This window comes from Paenibacillus rubinfantis, assembly GCF_001486505.1.
GTDB classification, from domain to species: Bacteria; Bacillota; Bacilli; order Paenibacillales; family Paenibacillaceae; genus Fontibacillus; species Fontibacillus rubinfantis.
The window spans coordinates 912692-931250 of the sequence record NZ_LN909066.1; the positions used below are offsets into that span (position 1 = coordinate 912692).

Here is an 18559-nt window from a genome sequence, read left to right on the forward strand (position 1 = left end):
TACTCTCGTATCATCTTACCATAAATCGCAGCCCGGCTGGTCATGCAACTGCTGGAACCGCAAAAAGGAGACCCGCAGGCGGATCTCCCTCATAGTGTGACAAGGTTATCGTTGATTTGATTTTGGATGGTTTTTCGTTTTCATGAACTCATTAATTTTCAAGTCCAATAAGCTGCTGATTTCAATCACAATATCCGATGTAAAGGATTTTTCCTGCATGAAGAGCCGTTCCATCTTGCTGCGCAGCAAGTGAATTTCGTCCTCCAGCGTTACGGCTTGCGGTGAATGCGGCCGATCTTCTTGATCCATCCATGGATGCATGTCACGGCCATCAGCGATTAGAGCATTATCGTATGGCAAGTTGTACTCACCGCGCAAAAGAAATCCCTCCCTGAGAAACTAAAACCTTCTTCCAAAATCAAATTATACCATGTCCACAAAACGTAAATCAATTAGAAAATGAAAGAATTGTTAATTAACTCCATCTCTTCAGGATTTCCAGGAGTTTGGTGAATGAATTAGCCTTGTTTCAGCTTGCGCACGAATTGCTCTATCCGGTTTAGGGCTTCGTTCAACTGGTTCACACCTGTCGCATAGGAACAGCGTAGAAAGCCTTCCCCGCCGGCGCCAAAGACGTTGCCCGGCACCGCCGCGACCTTCGCCTCCAGCAGAAGGCGTTGGGCAAACTCCTCCGAGCCTAGCCCCGTCGACGCGATGCTTGGAAAAGCGTAAAACGCCCCTTGCGGCTCGTGGCAATCCAGCCCGATATCACGCAAGCCCTGTACGATCAGCCGGCGGCGCTGGTTGTAGGATTCAACCATCTGGTCTTTCTCCCCAAGCCCGTTCTTCAGCGCCTCAAGTGCAGCCACCTGCCCCATTACCGGAGCGCACATCACTGTATACTGATGAATTTTCAACATCGCATAGATCAAATCGGGATGCCCGCAGGCGTATCCCATCCGCCAGCCGGTCATAGCGAACGCCTTCGAGAAGCCGTTGACGAGAATCGTCCGGTCCTTCATTCCAGGGATCGAAGCGAAGCTGACGTGCTGCTGCCCATAGGTCAGTTCCGCATAAATTTCGTCGGAAATCACGATCAGATCGTTCTCTTCCACGATTTTGGCGATCGGCAGCCAATCCTCATACGTCATGATCCCGCCCGTCGGATTGCTGGGATAATTTAAGATGAGAACCTTGGATTTTGGCGTGATTTTTGCTTTCAAGTCTTCCGCCTGCAGCTTAAATTCGTGACGGGCATACGTCTCGATCTCGACGGGAACCCCGCCCCCGATCGATGCGATCGGCGAATAGGAGATATAGCAAGGCACCGGCACGAGAATTTCATCACCCGGTTCGATCAGCGCGCGCAGTGCAAGATCAATGGCTTCGCTGCCGCCCACGGTCACAAGGATTTCGTCCTTGGGATCATATTTCACTTGATAACTGGTATACAAATATTCAGCGATCGCTTCCCGCAGCTCGGGGGTTCCCGCGTTTGACGTGTAGCTTGTATATCCGCGTTCCAACGAATATACGCAAGCCTCCCGCACATGCCAAGGCGTGATGAAGTCCGGTTCGCCCACGCCTAACGTGATAATATCCTTGCTCCCGCTAGCTAAATCGAAAAAGCGGCGGATGCCGGAAGGTTGAATCTCCCGGACCAGCGGGGCCAAATACGACGTCATCGTTTTATCCGATTGCTCAGCACGTTCTGATTGAATACTCATCACATAACTTCCTTTACGGAGATATCAACAAACGGCGATCTTCTTCGGGATCCTCGAAAATGATGCCGTCCTGCTTGTATTTTTTCAAAATAAAATGCGTTTTCGTCGACAACACCGACTCCAGGGTGGACAATTTGTCGGATACGAAGCCCGCCACTTCCTTCAGGTTGCGGCCTTCGACTTCGACCAGCAGATCGTACGCGCCGGACATCAGAAATACCGATTTGACTTGGGGAAACAGGTAAACCCGTTCCGCGATCGTGTCGAAGCCACGGCCCCGTTCGGGTGTAATTTGCACTTCGATCAATGCGGTTACCTTCTCGTCGTCCAGCTTGCTGGAATTCACCACGGTCGCATATTTAACGATCACATGATCTTCTTCCAATTCCCGGATCGCTTCCGCCACTTCCTCCGCAGAAACACCCACGAGTGTCGCCAGCAAGTTCGCATCCCGGCGGGCGTCCTCTTTGAGGAGGTCCAGCAGTTTGAGCTTCAATTCGCTTAGTTGTTTCATCCCTCATCCTCCAGCGATGCTTCCGCATGCCTCCCAAGTCACGAGCGGCCTGCAGAACAAATTTAATACTTATATTACATGAATTTCAGGCGTCTGCATAGAAAAACCGTCCACTCCAGGTGAGCTTTCGGAATGGACGGTTAAGCCGTTAGATCGAGTAAGGCGGCAACACATTGGGCGAATGCGCTTCAACATTCGCTTGATGAGCATGAGGTGTCCAACGGGAATTTCGCCGTTCGGTAAACTGGCGCAGCTCCTGTTGCGTTTTCTCCGCTTCCTGAAGCTTCTTGTCCAATAATTGACGCGGGGCCGGAGCCGGGGCTGTATAGATGCCTTGATGTTTCATCAGCTCATAGAGCGTTCCCTGCAACCGCAAAGTGCTGTTCGTCAACTCCGTAAACAACTGCCGGACGGCCGGGCAGGACGACTCGGTTGTGGCCGTTGTATATTCCCGGACGGTGCGCCGTAAATCGGCCAAAATAGATTTCAACAAATCGTTCTGGGGCAAGAGCTCTTGATGTTCCATCTGATTCATCGGGCTGTTCCTCCTAAAGGCGAATGATTAATGGTTCGGTGTCGGAGCCGTCATTTGGTGCTGCCGCAGCGAATCCGTCAAAAGATGCAGATGATGCTCATGCACGCGGATATGCTCCAGCATTGCCTGCTCGATTTCAAAGTTCTGCGATACGGCGGCCGCTGCCGCGCACAGCTTGCCAAGCATCTCCTCATTGGAGATGGAGTCGGCGATATAATCCAGCTCTTTCATCGACAACGGCTGCATTTGTGAGTACAACATCGGCATTCCCTCCTGGTGGATGATCCTTCTTTCGGTATTATGCCCCGCGCCTGCAAGGATAAGTCATCGTTTCCTAACGAAGCCAGGCGCCGTTTTTAGTCCTCAGCGGTTGGATATAATGATGGAATCCCCCACGTTCGAAAGGATGAACCGGCCTCGATGAAATACCATACCGGCAAGCTATATTGGCCTTCTACGCTGCCTAATGCCGCCCAATATCCCGCGCTGGATCGGGACCTGCACTGCGAGGTACTTATCGTGGGCGGGGGCGTTGGCGGCGCGCTCTGCGCCTATCTGCTAGCGGAGCGGGGAATCGATGCGGTGCTGGTGGAACGGGACCGGATCGCCGGTGGAAGCACGCTGGCCAGCACCGGACTGCTGCAATATGCCAGCGACAAAACACTAACCTCGATGATCCGAACCTTTGGCGAGGAACCTGCCGTTCATTTCTATCAACTCAGCCGCAAGGCGCTGGAGCGATTAAAGCAAATCGCGGAGGGACTGAACGGCGCCGCACGATTGACGGAACGCAGCAGCCTTTACTTGGCGAGCTCCGAACGGGACATGACATCGCTTCGTCAAGAGTGCGATACGCTGCAGCGTTTCGGGTTTTCGGCCCTCTGGTGGTCGGAGAGCGAGATTGCGGACAAATTCCCCTTCCGGTATCCAGGCGCCATTTATACGGAGGGGGATGCAGAGATGAATCCGTATGCTTTTGTTCATGGGGTGGTACGGGAGGCCGTACGGCAAGGGGGACGCATCTATGAGCGAAGCCCCATGCGCGGCAGCGAGCGTGACGAGAGCGGACGGATCCACTGCCGCTGCGGCGAAGGGAGAGTCACGGCCCGGCATATTATCTGGGCAACGGGCTACGAAGCCCAGCAATTCAAGAAGGAGCGCGGTGCTCATTTACGCGCCTCCTTCGTCACCGTCACCGAACCGGCAGCCTCCTTAAGCGGCTGGCACGAACAGTGCTTGATCTGGGAGACAGCAAGGCCTTATCTGTATATGAGAACTACGCCCGATAGGCGAATCATCGCCGGCGGGTTAGATGAGATCTTGCCCGGGGGCAAGCTCCCCGAGGGCCGGGAGATCCGGCAAAGCCATCGGCTGCTGGCGGAAATCCAACGGCGGTTTCCCGATCAGAACCACCTGACCGCCTCATATGCCTGGGGTGCCGTTTTTGGAGAATCCCGCGACGGTCTTCCCTATATTGGCCCGCATCCGAATTATCCGGGCTTTTATTTTCTGGAGGGCTACGGTGGAAATGGGACGGTCTGCAGTATGATCGCAGCGGAGATGATCGTGGATGAGCTGACGGGAAATCGCCGGGACGACCTGGCGATGTTTTCGCTGGAGCGGAGCTCCAAACCGGTGCCGCCCCAGGGGCTCTAGTCCAGAGCAAGTTAAGCGGCTTTGGCCGATCGTTTCAGCAACCGTCGCAACGCCAGCCAGCTTAACACCGGCGTCGCCCCCAAGGCAACCATCAGCCAGGTGATCGTCGGCATGCGCGGAATCATGGAATACACGGCGATAAACAGCAACGTTCCGCCCAACCGGCCGACGGTAATACTCAACTCGCGTAACACGATCAGCTCAACCCGTTGCTCGACGCTTTCCGGACTATTGCCGATCAAGTCGAATACCGAAGAAATCACCGGGATCAGATACAGCGGCAGGAAGAGTGACGTCCCGACTCCCATCACCATCAGGGTTGTGTAATTCACCTTCCACAGCAGCGGGAGGATCACGCAGGTGATCAGAAGTGCCCCAATCAGCATGCCGTAGTAACGCGCGCGGATTTTCAGCCATTTCCCCACCGCCCAGAAGCTGACCAGAGAAACCAGGGACGTAATCAGTGAAAACTGCCCGATCCGCCACTCCGCCGAAGTGCTGATAAAGATCAGCAGATTAATAAGAAACGAAAATACGCCCTCGCGCAAGCCATGAGCGGCCGAAGCCGGAGCAGCTTGTCTCCACGGGCTGCCCTTTTTCAACATTTGCACCGGTGCCAGCCAGTTGTACGGCTCGCCGGTTTTTCTTTTTTTCAGCCAAAAGCTAAGCAGGATCCCGGTCCCATACACAATGAGTGAAAGGGTAAAGATCAATCGGTAACCCGCTTCCCCGTGTTTCATGGAAATCAGCCAACCGGAAATCCACGGGCCAAAGATCCCGATCACCGAACCAAGTATTCCCACCCAGCCGTTGAAACGGTCCCGCGTCTCAACTTCGGTCACCTCGAAATATACGACGTTGAAGGCCAGCCAGAATAATCCCGAACCGGCCCCAAACAACAACCCAAGCGGCCATATGTAGTCCACCGTATGTTTCCCTGTCCACAGTACCAGCAAATAGAAGATACCCGAAACGATAATTCCGAGCCGTAAAAAGATCATTTTGTCGCGTTCCTTCACCCATTTCCCGGCTATCCAAAAGACCAACCCCAACGCCAGCTGCTGGCTGAACGTAAACCAGGCGATCAGATTAAACTCCGGTTTGACTTTCCAAATATAGACGTTCAGGAACGTGCCAGACAAGGCGCCGGCAAGCACGAACAAGCCGTTCACCGCCAGCAGAAGAATGGATTGGCTGTTCAGGTGTTTTCTCATGAATTCGCTCCCCCGCCAAACTTCAAGTTTCCCCTGTATGGGGTTGTTCAAAAAGTCATCCCTACCATGAACAAGCAGAGCCTGTAGGTAGTGGATTCGACGTCGAATCTTGCCTCCTCGGTCCTGAAAACCTGACTTTTTGAACTTGCAACTGTAAGATACCCAAAAATGGCCGAAGCATGAGACGTTTCCGAAGAACCTGGAGACCCTCTGGACGCCAAAAAGCCCCGTCCATCAAGGACAGGGCATCTCGTTGCCAATATTTTAGTTGTCTTCTTCGTCGGAAATGGCGCGGATCATCGCGATCCGGGACGATTCATCCAAAAACCGGCTGACGTGGAAGCAAGCGGAGCAGACGTATACGTTCAGCTCAGCCTCCTTCGGCAGAAGCGGACGGTCCCCACCGATTGAAACAGCCGCCAGAAGCCCGCCGTCCTGCGGAACCATCTTCTGCTTCCCAGCATAAACCATATACTCCCGGCAATGCGGGCATTCCGGCACCTCGTCCTGCCCGTCCAACAGCTTCTCCACGCCGGTTTCGTATTTCAGCAAATCCCCGCCCGATGCCGTAAACGCCTCGATTCGGCGGACAGCACCCAAATGCGCGTCTCCTTCATCCTCCCAGAACACATCGCCAACAGCTTCCTCATCGTCCTCGTCATCCTCCTGGGAATGCTTCCGATCCTGGAAGGGGTGGTCGCTCTCCTCGTCTTCGTACTCCTCTTCCGAGCCAAGCGTAATATTGATCGTCCGGTAGCCCTTCAACTCGTTGTGACAGTGGGGGCACTCCTCCTCCGGCCCTAGCTCTTCGTCCCAAACGATCTCCGTTTGACACCATGGGCAAATCGTCGTTTCCATACCCAAATTCGTCCTTTCGTTACCAAATTAAGCATTCCACAAATAAATAATGCCCGCGGCCAAAAACAGAATAGAGGCGATAAATAACACCTTGACCAGGTTTTTCACGTCATTCTACTCCTTCAACTTAAATCCCTAACCTATACATGCGCCGATCAAAAACGACATGGACACCGAAACGGCCATCGCGATAAAACCAACGCTTGCGTTCCCCGCGGCGATTTCTTCGTCGATGCGGAACACCGGCGTCAAGAACTCGAATAGCAAATATGCAGCAAACAGCAGCAAGGCCCCAACCGAGGACCAAATCATAAAGTCGTAGATAGACGGATGCTCCGCCGCGTAACGAATGATATTGGCCAGCCCGAAAATTTTCCCACCGGTGGCCAGAGACGCGGCCAAATTGCCACGCTTGATCTCCTGCCAGCAGCGGTACCTTGCAAACAGTTCGAAGCAGGAAAGAAACACGATCAATTCCAACACCGCTACGGAAAAATATCCGATCATCAGCCCCAGCGGTTGCTCTAAGAGCGGATCAATGCTTTCTTTCATAGCGCCCTCTCCCCTTATGCCATGAGGCTATTCGTTCTTACTTCAGCTCGGCTACCGTAACGCCGGTTCCACCTTCCCCGTAATTCCCCAAGCGGTAGCTCTTGATATGCTTATGCTTTCGAAGGTAGTCGGAGATCCCGGTCCGCAAGATCCCGGTCCCTTTCCCGTGGATGATGTAAATCTGACCCAAATTGCTTAAGTAGGCTTCGTCGATAAAGCGGTCGACCTCGATTAACGCTTCTTCCAGATTCGCACCGCGCAAATCCAGTTCGCTGCGAACGTTCTCGTCTCGCGTACGTTTGACGTTAGGCGCCGTCCGTTGAACCGGCTTGCTTGCCGGGGCGGATGCGATTAGCTCCATGTCGTCCAAGCTCACCTTCATCTTCATGATGCCGAGCTGTACGACCGCCTCCTTGCTGCCGGAGAGCTCAACGACGTGGCCTTTCTGATTCAAGCTGTACACCATCACCTCGTCGCCCGGTTCAATCTGACGCGGCGGTTTGGCCGCTTTACGGGCCGCCGCACTCTTCTTACGCTTCTGCGGTTCGGCTTCGTCCAGCTCCTTGCGGGCAGCGATCAGCTTGTGTTCCTTGACCGCGGCGCCTTCCTCCATCGCGAGGCGGCGCAGGTCGCTGATGATGCGCTCGGCCTCCTGCCGCGCCTTGGTGATAATCGCCGACGCTTCCTCCTCTGCTTTCTCCAGGCGCTTATCGCGCTGCTGCTCCAGCTTCTCCAGCTCGGAAGCGTGGCGTCTGCGCAGCTCTTCCATCTCGCGCCGCAACTGCTCGGCCGTTTCCCGCTCCTGCTCCGCCCCAAGGCGATTCTGTTCCAGCGAGGCGATCATGTTCTCGACACGCATGTCCTCTTCGGTCACTTCGCCACGGGCATACTCCAGGATCCGCTCCGGCAGTCCCAGCCGCTCGGCGATAGCAAACGCATTGCTTCGGCCGGGCACGCCTACCAGAAGGCGATACGTCGGACTTAATGTCGCGACGTCGAATTCCATGCTGGCGTTGATGACGCCCTTCCGTTCATAAGCGTACGCTTTCAGCTCGCTGAAGTGGGTCGTCGCGACCATCCGACAGCCCAACGCATGAATATGCTCCAGAATCGCGATGGCCAGCGCAGAACCTTCCGCCGGGTCGGTTCCCGCACCCAGCTCATCCAGCAAGACGAGGCTTTTCGGCGTCATCCGGCGCAGGATTGAAATAATGTTCGTCATATGGCTGGAGAAGGTACTCAAGCTCTGCTCAATGCTTTGCTCGTCGCCGATATCGGCATAAATCGCATCGAATACGCAAAGCTGGCTGCCGTCCTCAGCCGGCACAAACAACCCGGACATCGCCATCAAGCTGAGCAAGCCGATCGTTTTCAGCGTGACGGTTTTCCCCCCGGTGTTAGGGCCGGTGACGATAATCGTCGTGTACTGGTTCCCCAGCTCCACATCGATCGGCACCACTTGATCCGCCGGGATCAGCGGATGTCGGCCTTTCTTCAGCTTAAGGAACCCGCGATCGTTCATGCGCGGCAGCGTTCCCTTCAATTCCCGGGCCAGCCGGGCTTTAGCGAAGATGAAATCCAGTTGGCCCAGCACATCCCCGTCGTACAGCAACAGTTCGGCCTGCTCGCCAACCAGCGCGGTGAGCTTCTGCAGGATGACCTCAATTTCGCGTTCCTCACGCAGCCGCGTTTCGCGCAGCTTGTTGTTCATCGCCACGATCGATTCGGGCTCGATGAACAGCGTGGCCCCCGATCCGGACTGATCGTGTACAATCCCGCCGAAGTGGGCGCGGTATTCCGCTTTGACCGGGATAACGAAGCGGTCGCCGCGAATCGTAATCAGCTGATCCTGCAGCATCTTCGACACCGACGAGGAGCGGATCATGGCATCAAGCTTTTCCCGGATCCGCACCTCTCCACCCCGCAGCTCGCGGCGGATGCTGGCCAACTCGGAACTAGCCGAATCCAGCACTTCTGCGCTTTCGTCGATGCAGCGTTTAATCGCATCTTCCAAGGGCTTCTGTTCACTTAACAGATCGCTTAAATTAAACAGCAGCGGGACTTCATGCTCTTCATGCATCGTCGCAATATACCGTTTGATCCGGCGCGAGCCCTCCAACGTCGTTGCGATCCCCAGCAGCTCGTGGGGATTCAGCGTCCCGCCGATCCGGGCACGTTTGACCGCCGGAGTGATGTCCACGACCCCGCCAAATCCGGGTGCGCCCTTCAGCCGGTCCACCTTAAACGCTTCATCGGTGGCTTGCAGCATCCGCTTGACATCCTCCAAATCGATGGCGGGTCGCAGCGCTTCCGCCGTTCTTTTTCCAAGCGCCGTTTGGGAATAAGATGACAGCTGATCTATAATTTTTTGATATTCCATGGTTTTAAAAATTTTCTCGTCCAAGTACGTTCACAACTCCCCTCGGGCTATGATCCCATTATAACGAAACCATTCATTTTTCGCCATTTGCCCCAATGGACACATAAGAAAGCGAATCGCGGAACATGCTAATTGCGTATAGCCAAACGTACTTACTTCTAAAAGGAGGCTATGTACCATGCATTTTCTGGGACACGTCGTACGATTCATCGTATCCGCCCTGGTTCTGCTGGTTGTGGGTTGGCTTGTACCGCAATTCAGCATCGGCGGATTCGGCAGCGCCTTGCTGCTCGCCTTGGTCATTGCCCTGTTAGGCTGGGCGATTGAAGGCATTTTCGGAACGCGGGTTACCCCGTTCGGGCGCGGAATCGTTGGTTTTCTTACGAGTGCGCTTGTGATCTGGCTTGCCCAGTTCATTATCTCCGGCGTATCCGTCTCCATTATCGGCGCATTGCTTGCCGCATTGGTGATCGGGATCATCGATCTGTTCATCCCTGTGGCAACTCCCTTTGACGCAGGTAAAGACAAAGCCAACCGTTAATGGCGGTGCTCCAAGCGAAGAGGTCTTCCTCCGCAGGCAAGTAGTCTGCGGATGGAATGGCCTCTTTCTCTATATAAGCCCGAGTCACCGGCCTCACTTAGGGCTCTTAATCATATAACATCCAATCGCTCATCCCGGCGGTTTGCGCAGAAGTTCAACAATTCTTCAAACCTTACTCCCTCCACCGCCAGTAAAATACGTTATGATATTCTTAAAATTGTCACAAATACACTAAATCGCGAGGGATTAATGTGAAGAAAAGCATAGCTATCGTAGCGAGTTCTGTGTTGTTGTTACTTGTTACCGCTTGCAGCGGCGGCAACGCGGCCGACACCGGCGGATCTGCCGCCGAAAGTAATATCAAACCGGAAGCCGAGCTGGTGATCGAAGCCAGCAACTATCAATTTGATCAAGCTGAATACCATTTAAAGAAAGACGTACCGGTGAAGATCATTTTCAAGAACGCTTCCGGCAATCATGGTATTCTTGTGCCTGGTCTGAAGCTGCAGCTCGACCGCAAGAACGACTCCGCCGTGATCGTACCCACGGAAGCCGGCGAGTTCGAAGTGGCCTGCTCCGTGATGTGCGGCGCCGGCCACAGTGGCATGATCTCTAAAATTATTGTTGAATAGCCTTACGCAACAAGAGCCCGCGGCGCCATGCCGGGGCTCTTGTGCATTTAGGGCGATCTGGAGATCGCCGTTTAACCTTGATCCTGCTCAAGCAATTCGATCCATTCGTTATATTCCGATTGCAGCTTGGCGTAGTCATTCTTCAGGCGCTGGTATTCCTCTTCGCGTTCGACTTGCTGCTCCTGCTCCTTCTCCCGCTCAAGCTGCAAGAGCCGGAATTGATGCGAGATCAGCTCGTAACTGTCCGTGATCTCTTGGAGTTGCTCCGCCAGACGGCGCTTCTCGTCCTCCAGCGCCTGGAAGTCTCCTGCCATCGTTAAGGCGCGTTCGCTGCCGGCCGCGCTCTCCTGCTGCCATTCGTCCAGTTGCCGCTGCAACTCGGTTTCCTTCTCGCGCCAGGAGCCCAGCTCCCGTTCCGCCGAAGCCCATTGCTTGCGCCACTCCTGTTCCCGCTCCTCCGCTGCTTCGCGGTAGCTCTCCAGCTCGGCCTCCAGCGCCGCAACCGATTTGCGACCTTCCTCGAGCTCCAGCAATCGCAGGTTCAATTCATCCCGCTCTTGCTCCAGCTGTCGCTTCGCTTCCCCGGCCGTCTGCGCCGCCAGAAGCGCTTGCTCCCGCTCCTCGACGGCCCGTTCCAACCGGGAGCGCAGCGAATCCATCTCGGCGGCAACCGCACCGGCCTTGTCACGCTCCGCCTGCAGTTCCGCTCTTGCTTCCTCCAGCCGGCTGGCTTCGGCCGCCAGCTGCTCGTTCAGCTGTTCGCTCTTGTCGGCAGCTTCAAGCAAGCTGATTTCCAGGCGGCTGATTTCCTCGCTGCGCTTCTCGGCTAGCTTCTGCCACGACTTCTCGCTCTGCTGCGCCGACGATACCTCAGACCGAAGCTTGTCCTCGCGCTCCTTGCCTTCCTGCAGCCGCTGCTGCAGCTGCTTCGTTTCCGTTTGCGCGGTCTGGAGCGTGCCTTGGAGTTGCTTCGTCTGCTCCTGAAGCTTCCCGCTCTGCTGTTGCGCCCGTTGCTCGGCCGCTTTGGCCTCCTGCTCCCGGCGCTGCAGCTCGCTCACCTGCTTCTGCAACTTGGCCGCCTCCTCTTTCTCCTTCGCCGCGGCCTGCTCAGCCTGGCGCAGCTTAGCTTGAAGCTGCGAATTGCTGCCTCGCTGCTCGCTAAGCTGCCGTTCCTGCTCCTGCATCCGGCTGCGCAGCTTACGGGACTCCTCCTCCTGCCCCAGCAAGGAGGCTTCCAGCTTCTCCGCTTGTCCGGCAAGCTCACGCTTCTCGTTCTTGAGCTGTTGTTGCTCCTCCTGCAGCGCCTTATACATGTTCTCCTGCTTGGCGAGCAGATCTTGAAGGACGGAATTTTCCTGAAGCAGCACGGTTTTTTCCTGTTTCGCATTCTGCAATTCGTTCTGCAGCTGCTCCACCCGGATCGCTTCCTCGGCCATGCGCACGGCCGCCAGGACAGCCAGCCGCGGCGTGTCCAGGTGAGGATAGGCCAGAGAGATGCTGCGCATATGTTCATCCACGCGGCGCGCCACCTGCTTCATATATTCCGCGCTGCTGCCAACGATTTTATAAGAAGTTCCGTAGATTTCCACGTTTACGCTAATTCGGCCTTGATTGTTCAACGCTATGTGCCTCCTTCGGTCCTGTGTGTCGTCTCATAGATGCTATTAATTGCACGAAAGTCACATCGAATCGGTCGTCTTACAAATGATTCGATGTGACTTCGTCCAATTCCTGCTATTTTCGAAGCTCGGCCTCAAAAGTTTGCGACAGTCCCGCGACCACCCGGTCGTGAACCGCTGCGACTTCCTCGTCCGTCAGCGTCCGTTCCATGTGACGATACACCAGTGATAAAGCGACACTCATCTTCCCTTCGCCTAATTTGGCGCCGGTAAATACGTCGAAGACCTCCACCGATTCCAGGAGTTCTCCCGCCGTTTCACGGATCGTGCGGATCAAAGCGCCCGCTTCTACCTCCGTGCCGACAACCACGGCAATATCGCGCTGCATCGCCGGATACCGCGGCAGTTCTTGGTAGACATAAGCTTCACCGGCGTAACGGTATAACGGCTCCAGCCGTAATTCAGCCGCATACGTATCCTCCAGGTCCATCTCCCGCTGCAGTTCCGGGTGAAGCTGACCCAACGTCCCGATCCGCTCTTTGCCCGCGGTTCCGTTCAGGAAGACGGAAGCCGAACGGCCGGGATGGAAGCCTTGCGGCCGATCCGCTTCGTACGAAATCCGATCGGCGAGCCCCAGGTATTCAAATAGGCTTTCCAGCGCCCCTTTGAGATCAAAGAAATCCACCTTTTCCGCCGGCGCATTCCAGCGTTTCTCCGTCCGATCGCCCGTCAGCAGCAATCCGATCACCGGCAACTCGCTAGGCTGCTTGGTCAGCTTGGCTTCCTCCGTGCGGAAGATGCCGCCGATTTCGAACAACGCCAAATTGTCCTGCTTGCGGTTGCGGTTATAAACGGCGATGTCGATCATCCCCGGCAACAAGCTGCCGCGCAGTACGCTGCGATCCTCGCTCATCGGCATAGCCAAGCGGATCTCCCGATCCCCTTCGCCCAGCTGCGGGAACTTGGCGCTCACACCTTCCCGGATGAAGGAGTAGCCCATCACTTCCTGCCAGCCACCGTGCGTGAGCAGCGTGCGAATGGTGCGGCGCAGCGCCTGCGGTTTCGTGTAACCGCCCGCCGTCGTAATCCCTTCGATCATCGTCGTTGGAATGTTGTCGTAGCCGTAGAGCCGGGCTACTTCCTCGATCAAATCAACGTCACGCGTAATGTCGCCGCGGCGCGTGGGCACGCGGACCTCGATGACGTCCTCGGCACCGGCGCACTCAAAGCGCAAACGTCCCAGAATGGCCTTGGCCTCCAGTGAGGAGATGTCCGTACCCAGATAATCGTTCAGCTTCTGCAGCGACAAGGCGATCACCTTCTCTTCCGGCTCGCGGTGAACGATCTCCACGATCCCTTGGGCGACCTGACCTCCGGCATGGACGGCCATCAGCGCAGCCGCACGGTCCAGAGCCGGAATTACGGCCGCCGGATCCACCTCTTTCTCGAAGCGCTGCGAAGCTTCCGAGCGAAGTCCCAGCGTACGCGACGTTCTGCGGACGCTGCCGCCGGCGAATTTTGCGGATTCCAGCACGATGTTAACGGTTTGCTCCGTCACTTCCGTCTCCAATCCGCCCATCACGCCGGCTAATGCGACTGGACGATCCTCACCGTCCACGATCAGCAAGGTGCCGGCTTCCAGCTCGCGCTCCTGCCCGTCCAACGTCACCAGCTTCTCGCCGGCTTTCGCCTGGCGCACGCCCAGCGTACCGCCGGCAATCTTGTCGGCGTCAAACGCATGCAGCGGCTGCCCGTACTCGAGCATCACGTAGTTCGTGATATCGACGATGTTGCTGATCGGGCGAATCCCCGCCGCCATCAACCGGTTTTGCATCCACAGCGGCGAAGGGCCGATCTTGACACCGGCGATGTAGCGTACCGCGTACCGGCTGCACAGCTCAGACGCGTCGATCTTCACTTGAACCCGCTCCTTGGCGAGCACTCCGGTGTCGGCAAGCTCAGGCTGCGGCAGCTTCACGTCGCGGCTCAAAATCGCGCCCACCTCATAAGCAGCCCCGATCATGCTAAGGCAATCGGAACGGTTTGGCGTGAGATCGAAATCCAGCACCTTGTCGTCCAAGCCCAGCAGGCTTGTGATCGGCGTGCCGATCTCCACGTCCTCCGGCAGCACGAGAATGCCTTCCTGCTGCTCCTTCGGAAGCAGCTTATCGTTTAGGCCCAGCTCCTTCGCCGAGCAGATCATGCCTTGCGACAGAACGCCGCGCAGCTTCGCCTTCTTGATTTCCAGGCCGCCCGGCAGCTTGGCGCCTACGAGCGCAACCGGAACCTTCTGGCCTGCGGCAACGTTCTTCGCCCCGCACACGATCTGCAGCTCTTCCTCCTGACCAGCGTCAACAATACAAATGTTCAGCTTGTCGGCATCGGGATGTTTTTCTTTGCTTTTTACAAAACCAACCACGACGTTTGTGACGCCTTGATTGCGGTTTTCGATCGAATCGATTTCGATCCCGGACCGGGTAATTTGCTCCGCCAGCTCTTCAACGTTAACCCCATCCAGCGAAATATAGTCGGACAACCATTCGGTTGATACTTTCATTGTCAGTTCCCTTCCCTCTTTACGAAAAATTAAACTCTGGCAAACTGCTGCAGGAAACGCAGATCGTTATTATAGAAGTAGCGGATGTCGTCTACGCCGTACTTCAGCATGGCGATGCGTTCCACGCCCATCCCAAACGCGAAGCCGCTGTATTCCTCGGGATCGTAGCCGCTCATTTCCAGCACGCGCGGATGCACCATGCCGCTGCCGAGAATCTCCAACCAGCCGGACTGCTTACACACCCGGCAGCCGTCGCCTCCGCATTTCATGCACGTCACGTCAACCTCAACGCTAGGCTCGGTGAACGGGAAGAAGCTGGGGCGCAGACGAATTTGCGTGTTGGGTCCAAACATTTTGCGCGTGAACTCCAGCAGCGTACCTTTCAGGTCGCTCATGCGAATTCTTTTGCCGACAACCAGCCCTTCGATTTGATGGAACTGGAACGAGTGGGTCGCATCGTCGTCATCCCGCCGGAACACGCGTCCCGGGCAGATAATCTTCACCGGCACCTCGCCTTGCATCGCTTCCATCGTCCGCACCTGCACCGGGGACGTTTGCGTGCGCATCAACAGCTCCTCCGTCAGATAGAAGGAATCCTGCATATCGCGGGCCGGATGGTCCTTCGGCAGATTCAGCGCTTCGAAATTGTGGTAGTCCGTTTCGACCTCGGGGCCTTCCGCAACCCGGTAGCCCATCCCGATGAAAATATCCTCGATCTCCTGGATCACCTGGTTCAGCGGGTGAATGCTCCCCTGCTTAAGCGGACGGCCCGGCAGCGTCACGTCCACTTTCTCAGCAGCCAGCCGCGCTTCGGTTTCCTGGCGCTGGAAGTTCGCTTGCTTCTCTTCGATCACCGCTTCGATGGCGGCTCTGACCTCATTGCCAACCTGGCCGATCACCGGCCGCTCCTCCGCGCTTAGGGACCCCATCCCACGTAGGATTTCGGTTAACGCGCCCTTTTTGCCCAGATATTTGACCCGCAGGTCGTTCAAATGGCCGGCATCCACCGTTTCCGCCAGCTCTTTGAGCGCCTCCGCTTTTAATGCTTCAAGCCGTTCTTTCATGAATAGCTCCTCCTAAATGACTTTTTGCACCTCTGAAGACAACATAAAAAGGCCTTCTCTCCCGTAAGGGACGAAAAGACCGTGGTACCACCCTTGTTAGAGCACGCAGAACCCATACCATCTCATGGCTCGCAGGACGCGCATATGCTCTCACTCCAACGAAATAACGGCTCGTAACCGGTATCCCCTAATGTGCCGTGCTCTAGCAAATCGCCTTGCGGCGTTTATCCTCGCAGCGGCAGTTCAAGGAACTGCTCCGGAGCGAACTTCGACAGTCCCGTTTCCCTAGCGGCGCTCTCAATCTCCGGCGCCCCTTCCCTGTTGGTCGGTTCTGCTTACTCTTCTCCATCAACGCATTTCATGTCATAATTATCTGCTATTATATGCTAAACGGACGGCCGTTGGCAAGTCGACGGTTAATTATGGTATCTTAGAGAGGTTATTCAGAACGCCATCCCAACACACCTAGGAGGAACCTGCCCATGAACGGCAACGAACGCAAGAACATCACACCCGGCCTCACCGTGGACATCGTATTAAAAAAAGACCAGCCCACCGGGAAGCTAACCCGCGGCGTCGTTAAGGACATCCTGACCAACTCCGCAACTCATCCGCACGGCATCAAGGTCCGGCTGCAGGACGGTCAAGTGGGACGAGTGAAAGCGATTCTCCCCGGCAAAGCCGACTGAATCCCAGGGCACTTAGATCCGCTTAACCGGATGCCGCAGCACGGTTTTCATTTTCTCCGGCGCGGTTTTGCGCGGGTCCGACAGATAGATTTCGTGATGCTTCCGCAGGTCATCGAAATTCTCGGTGAGCCCGCTCGCCTCAAGGAACGCAGCCATCCGGGCCACCGATTCCGGTTCCGTCCGGTAAGGGCCGATGTGCAGGATTTGGACGCAAAGCCCCTCCTCGAAGAGGGATAATCTCACGTCGCTCAAATCGAGCTCCGGCTTCTTCTTCGCGGTCTGTTCCTTGACCCGATCCAGCAAGTCCTCCGTAACGAAGTCGGGCTGACGAATCATCGACGTCCAGATCCAATTGTTCCGGTTCAAGTCATATCCCACGGTTACGGAGTCCCAGAGACCCTCCAGCGGAGGCACAACATATTCGAAATAACCGTCCGGCTTGTCCTCGCCCATTTTGCTCATTTTAATCCCGTAAGACAAGGCGTACAGCTTCTGAACAGCAAGCTGGTAGCTTTCCCCATCGGGGTCTCCTTTGCCGTCCACCATCAGGTAGAGCATCGGCGGCACCTCGACGAGCATAGGCTCCGTTCCGGGCAGGTACAAGTCTTTGTATTTCTTTTTAAAATCCACTTTATCTCCCAAGTCTGCCCCTCCTTCTTAGTTGGGTTGCCACCGCTTTAACGTCGGAAACCAGGCCAACATCGCTTCCTTCGCCTTGGCTTTATCCGCAAACATGCCGGAATCGCCGCCGTACTTCAAGCATTGCTCAATCATTTCCTCCATCGTCACATCGCTCGTGAATTGGCCTGCCTTGTAGCAATAAACGCAATAATCCCGGTTTAGACTTCCATCCTCGTTAGTGCCCAGCACCTCATCGCTCGCCAGCGGCATCCCGCAGCTTTGGCAAAATACCTCATTCTCCACCTGATTCAGATTCATATTCATCTTCATACCAACCCTTCCTTCTTAAGATGCCCTCATTGTAGCAAGGTGAATTGGACATCTGTCTGTCATATTAAGAAGGGCCGGTATACAATTCGGCGATTTTTTGGGCTTTGTCCCGTAAAATATCCCGGATATGCGGCGGAGAAACAACCGTTACGTTCTCCCCAAAAGACAGCAGGTAACCGTACACCCAGTCGTCTTCCGGGTAGCTCGCTGTCACGAGATAATGGCCGTCCTCCCGCTGGCGAATGCGATTCCGCTCGAACTCGTCATAGATACGATACGCCATTTGCGGCGGAAACAAGAGCTCCAACTCGACATAAGCAAACGTGAAACGTTCAACCGGTGTTGCGGCATCCACTGGCGTAACCTCGATGTTCCGGCGTTCGAACCAAGTCCCGGTCACCTCCAGCTCTTCGATCCGGCTGATTTTAAACGTGCGTAACTCCTGGCTCCGCAAGCAATAACACTGCAAATACCAAGAACGGTTCTTAAACTGCAGCTTCATCGGCTCGACTTGACGCTCGGTTTTTTGCCCATACGAGCTATAATAAACAAATTTGACAATCCTCTGTTCCAGAATGGCTGTCCTCAACAACCCAAATTTGCTGCGCTCCCCGTCCCCGCTGTTCCAACCGGAGAAATCGACGTCAATCCAATGAATCTCCTCCTTGCGGAAAAGCGTGCTCAGCTTGGACAACACCTGACTCGTTTGCAAAGCGTTGGTGGCTTCCAGGCTCTGCAGGCCAAAGAGGATTTCCTTCTGCTCGTCCTCGGACAACAGCGATTTGTTCAGCACGAAGTCCGGCAGCAGTCCGATTCCTCCGCCCTTCCCTTTACTCGCGTATACGGGAATCCCCGCGCCGCTTAACGTATCGATATCGCGGTAAATCGTTCGCGTGGACACCTCGAATCGCTGCGCCAGCTCGGCGGCAGTCATCGTTTTGTGCCCCAACAGTAGATATACGATTTCAAACAGACGGTTCATCTGCACGCGTACCCTCTCCTTTTGAGATCAAGTATACCCTACGAATGAGACATTACAATGTCATATATTAATAAGAAAAAGAAGAGCC

General features: G+C 55.4%; 19 protein-coding genes. 4 read left to right on the plus strand and 15 right to left on the minus strand.

What is annotated here, in order from left to right; all coding sequences use genetic code 11:
* Positions 1-105: 105 nt before the first annotated feature.
* The 5 genes from BN3277_RS21725 to BN3277_RS21745 form a co-directional block, all read right to left on the minus strand.
* Positions 106-321 (minus strand): aspartyl-phosphate phosphatase Spo0E family protein, encoded by a 216-nt coding sequence (locus BN3277_RS21725; RefSeq protein ID WP_059047395.1) that lies wholly within the window; start codon positions 319-321, stop codon positions 106-108.
* 197 nt (positions 322-518) lie between these two features.
* Positions 519-1727 (minus strand): aminotransferase class I/II-fold pyridoxal phosphate-dependent enzyme, encoded by a 1209-nt coding sequence (locus BN3277_RS21730; RefSeq protein WP_059046340.1) that lies wholly within the window; start codon positions 1725-1727, stop codon positions 519-521.
* A gap of 13 nt (positions 1728-1740) precedes the next feature.
* On the minus strand, positions 1741-2241 hold the full coding sequence (locus tag BN3277_RS21735; protein WP_059046342.1) for an Lrp/AsnC family transcriptional regulator: 501 nt from the start codon (positions 2239-2241) through the stop codon (positions 1741-1743).
* A gap of 148 nt (positions 2242-2389) precedes the next feature.
* Positions 2390-2776, minus strand: coding sequence for a spore coat protein (locus BN3277_RS21740; RefSeq protein WP_059046344.1), 387 nt, complete (start codon positions 2774-2776; stop codon positions 2390-2392).
* Between the two features lie 27 nt (positions 2777-2803).
* The gene (locus tag BN3277_RS21745) at positions 2804-3037 is read right to left on the minus strand and encodes a hypothetical protein (RefSeq protein WP_059046346.1); all 234 of its coding nucleotides are present in this window, start codon (positions 3035-3037) and stop codon (positions 2804-2806) included.
* A gap of 159 nt (positions 3038-3196) precedes the next feature.
* Between BN3277_RS21745 and BN3277_RS21750 the strand changes: the two genes are divergently transcribed.
* The gene (locus tag BN3277_RS21750; protein WP_059046348.1) at positions 3197-4432 is read left to right on the plus strand and encodes an NAD(P)/FAD-dependent oxidoreductase; all 1236 of its coding nucleotides are present in this window, start codon (positions 3197-3199) and stop codon (positions 4430-4432) included.
* Positions 4433-4443: 11 nt separating this feature from the next.
* Here the strand turns inward: BN3277_RS21750 and BN3277_RS21755 are convergent, their stop codons facing one another.
* The 4 genes from BN3277_RS21755 to BN3277_RS21770 all read right to left on the minus strand — a co-directional run bounded on the left by BN3277_RS21755 (position 4444) and on the right by BN3277_RS21770 (position 9460).
* Complete coding sequence (locus BN3277_RS21755; RefSeq protein ID WP_059046349.1) at positions 4444-5646, minus strand: MFS transporter; 1203 nt, start codon at positions 5644-5646, stop codon at positions 4444-4446.
* 264 nt (positions 5647-5910) lie between these two features.
* The gene (locus tag BN3277_RS21760) at positions 5911-6504 is read right to left on the minus strand and encodes a hypothetical protein (protein WP_059046350.1); all 594 of its coding nucleotides are present in this window, start codon (positions 6502-6504) and stop codon (positions 5911-5913) included.
* A gap of 135 nt (positions 6505-6639) precedes the next feature.
* Complete coding sequence (locus tag BN3277_RS21765) at positions 6640-7056, minus strand: DUF350 domain-containing protein (protein WP_059046351.1); 417 nt, start codon at positions 7054-7056, stop codon at positions 6640-6642.
* A 37-nt stretch (positions 7057-7093) separates the two neighbouring features.
* Positions 7094-9460 (minus strand): endonuclease MutS2, encoded by a 2367-nt coding sequence (locus BN3277_RS21770; protein WP_059046352.1) that lies wholly within the window; start codon positions 9458-9460, stop codon positions 7094-7096.
* Between the two features lie 154 nt (positions 9461-9614).
* Here BN3277_RS21770 and BN3277_RS21775 point away from each other — a divergent pair, with 154 nt between their 5' ends.
* Both BN3277_RS21775 and BN3277_RS21780 read left to right on the plus strand, forming a co-directional pair.
* Positions 9615-9977, plus strand: coding sequence for a phage holin family protein (locus tag BN3277_RS21775; RefSeq protein WP_059046353.1), 363 nt, complete (start codon positions 9615-9617; stop codon positions 9975-9977).
* 251 nt (positions 9978-10228) lie between these two features.
* Positions 10229-10609, plus strand: a complete 381-nt coding sequence (locus BN3277_RS21780; RefSeq protein WP_059046354.1) for a cupredoxin domain-containing protein — start codon at positions 10229-10231, stop codon at positions 10607-10609.
* A 71-nt stretch (positions 10610-10680) separates the two neighbouring features.
* On the opposite strand, the gene BN3277_RS21785 is transcribed toward BN3277_RS21780, so the two are convergent.
* The 3 genes from BN3277_RS21785 to pheS form a co-directional block, all read right to left on the minus strand.
* Entirely contained in the window at positions 10681-12228 is a 1548-nt protein-coding gene (locus BN3277_RS21785) for a hypothetical protein (RefSeq protein WP_059046355.1), read from the minus strand.
* A gap of 115 nt (positions 12229-12343) precedes the next feature.
* Complete coding sequence (pheT, locus tag BN3277_RS21790; protein ID WP_059046356.1) at positions 12344-14785, minus strand: phenylalanine--tRNA ligase subunit beta; 2442 nt, start codon at positions 14783-14785, stop codon at positions 12344-12346.
* Positions 14786-14814: 29 nt separating this feature from the next.
* Positions 14815-15849: a phenylalanine--tRNA ligase subunit alpha gene (gene pheS, locus BN3277_RS21795; RefSeq protein WP_059046357.1), complete on the minus strand. Its 1035-nt coding sequence runs from the start codon at positions 15847-15849 to the stop codon at positions 14815-14817.
* 482 nt (positions 15850-16331) lie between these two features.
* On the opposite strand from pheS, the gene BN3277_RS21800 reads away from it, so the two are divergent.
* A complete protein-coding gene (locus tag BN3277_RS21800) occupies positions 16332-16538 on the plus strand; it encodes a YwbE family protein (protein ID WP_059046358.1) in 207 nt (68 codons plus the stop codon).
* Between the two features lie 12 nt (positions 16539-16550).
* Here the strand turns inward: BN3277_RS21800 and BN3277_RS21805 are convergent, their stop codons facing one another.
* From BN3277_RS21805 to BN3277_RS21815, 3 genes are all read right to left on the minus strand, one after another.
* Entirely contained in the window at positions 16551-17180 is a 630-nt protein-coding gene (locus BN3277_RS21805; RefSeq protein ID WP_059046359.1) for a GyrI-like domain-containing protein, read from the minus strand.
* Positions 17181-17195: 15 nt separating this feature from the next.
* On the minus strand, positions 17196-17489 hold the full coding sequence (locus BN3277_RS21810) for a zinc ribbon domain-containing protein (protein WP_232436487.1): 294 nt from the start codon (positions 17487-17489) through the stop codon (positions 17196-17198).
* 64 nt (positions 17490-17553) lie between these two features.
* Positions 17554-18471: a helix-turn-helix transcriptional regulator gene (locus tag BN3277_RS21815; protein ID WP_232436522.1), complete on the minus strand. Its 918-nt coding sequence runs from the start codon at positions 18469-18471 to the stop codon at positions 17554-17556.
* Between the last annotated feature and the right edge of the window lie 88 nt (positions 18472-18559).

Coding starts and splice junctions, on each gene's coding strand:
- BN3277_RS21810 (WP_232436487.1), bottom strand. CDS start 17,489: ATGAAGATGAATATGAATCTGAATCAGGTGGAGAATGAGGTATTTTGC.
- pheS (WP_059046357.1), bottom strand. CDS start 15,849: ATGAAAGAACGGCTTGAAGCATTAAAAGCGGAGGCGCTCAAAGAGCTG.
- BN3277_RS21755 (WP_059046349.1), bottom strand. CDS start 5,646: ATGAGAAAACACCTGAACAGCCAATCCATTCTTCTGCTGGCGGTGAAC.
- pheT (WP_059046356.1), bottom strand. CDS start 14,785: ATGAAAGTATCAACCGAATGGTTGTCCGACTATATTTCGCTGGATGGG.
- BN3277_RS21815 (WP_232436522.1), bottom strand. CDS start 18,471: ATGAACCGTCTGTTTGAAATCGTATATCTACTGTTGGGGCACAAAACG.
- BN3277_RS21750 (WP_059046348.1), top strand. CDS start 3,197: ATGAAATACCATACCGGCAAGCTATATTGGCCTTCTACGCTGCCTAAT.
- BN3277_RS21725 (WP_059047395.1), bottom strand. CDS start 321: ATGCATCCATGGATGGATCAAGAAGATCGGCCGCATTCACCGCAAGCC.
- BN3277_RS21740 (WP_059046344.1), bottom strand. CDS start 2,776: ATGAATCAGATGGAACATCAAGAGCTCTTGCCCCAGAACGATTTGTTG.
- BN3277_RS21765 (WP_059046351.1), bottom strand. CDS start 7,056: ATGAAAGAAAGCATTGATCCGCTCTTAGAGCAACCGCTGGGGCTGATG.
- BN3277_RS21800 (WP_059046358.1), top strand. CDS start 16,332: ATGAACGGCAACGAACGCAAGAACATCACACCCGGCCTCACCGTGGAC.
- BN3277_RS21735 (WP_059046342.1), bottom strand. CDS start 2,241: ATGAAACAACTAAGCGAATTGAAGCTCAAACTGCTGGACCTCCTCAAA.
- BN3277_RS21730 (WP_059046340.1), bottom strand. CDS start 1,727: ATGAGTATTCAATCAGAACGTGCTGAGCAATCGGATAAAACGATGACG.
- BN3277_RS21760 (WP_059046350.1), bottom strand. CDS start 6,504: ATGGAAACGACGATTTGCCCATGGTGTCAAACGGAGATCGTTTGGGAC.
- BN3277_RS21775 (WP_059046353.1), top strand. CDS start 9,615: ATGCATTTTCTGGGACACGTCGTACGATTCATCGTATCCGCCCTGGTT.
- BN3277_RS21745 (WP_059046346.1), bottom strand. CDS start 3,037: ATGTTGTACTCACAAATGCAGCCGTTGTCGATGAAAGAGCTGGATTAT.